Raw genomic sequence first — 3,240 nt, forward strand, 5'->3', positions numbered from 1 at the left:
GTCGCGATCTGTGATCTGCCCTGGCTGCCGATCTACCTCGCCATCATCTTTCTCTTTCACCCCTGGCTCGGCTGGCTGGGCACTGCCGGCGCAGCCATCCTGATCGTCATCACGCTGATCAACGAATACAGTCTGCGCAAACCCGTCGAGCGGCTCGCGGCGATGACGCGTACCCGCAACGCCTTCGCCGAAGCCGGGCGGCGCAACGCCGAAGTGTTGCGGGCGATGGGTATGGGGTCGCGTTACCGGCAGCGTTTCGAGACGACGGATGCGCCGTATCAGGCGATCCAGGCGCGGGTCGGCGACATGACCGGCAGTTTTTCCGCCGGAACGAAGGTCTTCCGCCTCGGCCTGCAATCGGCCGTGCTCGCGCTCGGCGCCTGGCTCGCCATCATGCAGGCGATCACGCCCGGCGTGATGATCGCGGCTTCCATCCTGACGGCGCGCGCGCTGGCGCCGATCGAGGCCGCGATCGGCCAGTGGCGGCATTTCGTCGCCTGCCGCCAGGCCTATCGGCGCCTCGGCGAGATGCTCGGCCACGGGCTCGCTGCGGATCCCGACATGGTTCTGCCGCGCCCGGGCGAGCGCATCGATGTGGAGAATATCGCCGTCGCCGCGCCTGGCGACAAACGCACGCTGATTCAGGATCTGCGCTTCTCGCTGAAGGCAGGCGATGCGCTCGGCGTGATCGGGCCGAGCGGCTCCGGCAAATCCACGCTGGCGCGGGCGCTCGTCGGGATCTGGCCCGCGATGCGCGGCAGCATCCGCCTCGACGGCGCGACGCTGGATCAATGGGCGCCCGAGGCGCTCGGCCCGGCCATCGGCTATCTGCCGCAGGGTGTCGAACTGTTCGACGGAACAGTGGCGGAAAACATCGCCCGCTTCGATCCGGATGCCGATCCACAGGCCATCGTCGCGGCGACCGAGCGCGCGGGGGTGCATGAGCTGATCCTGCAATTTCCCGACGGCTACGATACCCGTATCGGCGAATACGGCGCCATTCTCTCCGCCGGCCAGCGCCAGCGCATCGGGCTTGCGCGCGCGCTGTTCGGCCAGCCCTTCCTGATCGTGCTCGACGAGCCCAATGCCAATCTTGATGCGGAGGGCGAAAAGGCGCTCAGCGAGGCAATCGCGGCGGCGCGGGCCGATCGGGCCATCCTCGTCGTCATCGCGCACAGGCCGAGCGCGCTGGCCAATGTCGATCAGGTGCTGGTGATGCAGGGCGGGCGCCAGGCGGCGATCGGGCCGCGCGACGAGGTCCTGCGCCGCACCACCATCCGCCCCGTCCCCGCCACCGCCTGATCCGGATATTGCAGCGATGTCAGAAGCCTCCGCGGTCCCGACCCGCTCGAAAGCCGCCGATCCCGTGCGTGGCATCCGGCGCCATATCACCATCGCCACCCTCGTGATCGCGATGCTGGTTGCCGGTATCGGCGGCTGGGGCGCCTTCGCGAGCATTTCCGGCGCGATCATGGCGCCGGGTGTCGTGGTGGTGGAAGGCAATATCCGCCGCGTTCAGCATCGCACCGGCGGTATCGTCGGCGCGATCCATGTGCGCGACGGTGACAGGGTCCGTGCGGACGAGATCGTCCTGACCCTCGATGCCACCGTGACGCGCGCCAATCTCGCCATCATCGAGAACCAGATCGACCAGCTCATCGCGCGGCGCGCGCGGCTGGTCGCCGAGCGTGACGCACTGCGCGAAGTCATCGTCCCGGACAGCCTCGCGGCACGCCTCGGTGAGGCGGAGATCGCGGAATTGATCTCGGGCGAACGCGCCTTGTTCGAGGCGCGGCGAGACATGCATGAGCGCCGCAAGGAGCAGCTCGACGAGCGCATCGTCCAGATCGGGCAGGAGGTTGACGGATTGGCCGCGCGCCGTCTCGCCCTGGACGAGGAGCGCGCGCTCATCGTGCAGGAGCTCGACGGCATCGAGATGCTCTATGCCAAGGGGCTGATCCCGTTTCCCCGGATCGCTGAGTTGCGCCGTGCGCGCGCCCAGCTCGCCGGGGAGGATGGCCAGATCGAGGCCACGATCGCGCAGGCGCGCACGCGCATCGTCGAGACCCGGCTCGAATGGCTGCAATACGAACAGCAGGTGCTGTCGGAAGTGCTCACCGGCCTGCGCGAGAGCGACGCGCAATTGCGCGAGCTGCGTGAACGACGCATCGCAGCGCATGACGAACTCGCCCGTATCGATATCCGTGCGCCGCAGAACGGCATCGTACACGAGCTTTCCGTGCATACAGTCGGCGGCGTGGTGAGCGCCGAGGAGACGATCATGGCAGTCGTCCCCGATGACGAGCAGCGCCTCGTCGAGGCGCGTATCGCGCCAGCGGATATCGACCAGGCGCTCGCGGCCTCTGAGGCCGTCCTGCGGCTGAGTGCCTTCAACCAGCGCACCACGCCCGAGATCATGGGGGAGATCCTGACGATTTCCGCTGATCTGACACGGGATCCGCAAACCGGTGAGGGCTGGTATCGCGCCCGCATCGTCATCCCGCCAAGCGAATGGGAGCGCGTGGGGGAGCGCTATCTCGTCCCGGGCATGCCGGTCGAGGCCTTCATCCAGACCGGCGAGCGCACGCCTCTGTCCTATCTCGTCAAGCCGCTGACCGACCACCTCGCACGCGCCTTCCGTGAGGAATAGGCGCGTTCGCGACCTACCCCTCCCGCGCTTCACGCATCCGCGCCGAGCGGCGCATCACCAGCGTGGCGATCGCCACCGCCGTGGCGACGAGGCCGATCAGGATGGCGGAGAGCGCATTGATCTCCGGCGTCACCCCGAGCCGCACCTGGCTGTAGATGCGCATCGGCAGCGTCGTCGCGCCGGGGCCGGAGGTGAAGCTCGCGATCACGAGATCATCCATCGAGAGCGTGAAGGCGAGGAGGAAGCCCGCGAGGATCGCCGGCGCGATGATGGGCAGCGTGATCGTGAAGAACACCTTCCAGGGCGGCGCGCCGAGATCGAGGGCGGCCTCCTCCAGCGTCCGGTCGAAGGCCATCAGCCGCGATTGCACGATCACCGTGACGAAGCACATGGCGAAGGTGGTATGCGCCACCGCGATGGTCCAGAAACCGCGATCGAGATTGATGGCGACGAAGAGCAGCAGCAGCGACAGCCCGGTGATCACCTCCGGCATCACCATCGGCGCATAGATCAGCCCCGTGAACAGCGCCCGCCCGCGAAAGCGCCCGTGGCGCGTCAGCGCTAGCGCCGCGAGCGTGCCCAGCACCGTG

General features: G+C 67.9%; 3 protein-coding genes. 2 read left to right on the forward strand and 1 reads right to left on the reverse strand.

Annotated elements, in window-relative coordinates; all coding sequences use genetic code 11:
• Both VKP01_RS06925 and VKP01_RS06930 read left to right on the forward strand, forming a co-directional pair.
• A partial coding sequence (locus VKP01_RS06925; RefSeq protein ID WP_324411429.1) for a type I secretion system permease/ATPase occupies positions 1–1,302 on the forward strand: 1,302 nt, incomplete at its 5' end.
• A gap of 16 nt (positions 1,303–1,318) precedes the next feature.
• Positions 1,319–2,650: an HlyD family type I secretion periplasmic adaptor subunit gene (locus VKP01_RS06930; RefSeq protein WP_324411430.1), complete on the forward strand. Its 1,332-nt coding sequence runs from the start codon at positions 1,319–1,321 to the stop codon at positions 2,648–2,650.
• A gap of 13 nt (positions 2,651–2,663) precedes the next feature.
• Here the strand turns inward: VKP01_RS06930 and VKP01_RS06935 are convergent.
• A partial coding sequence (locus tag VKP01_RS06935) for an ABC transporter permease (RefSeq protein WP_324411431.1) occupies positions 2,664–3,240 on the reverse strand: 577 nt, incomplete at its 5' end.

It is taken from the genome of Saliniramus sp. (genome assembly GCF_035311605.1).
GTDB lineage: Bacteria > Pseudomonadota > Alphaproteobacteria > Rhizobiales > Beijerinckiaceae > Saliniramus.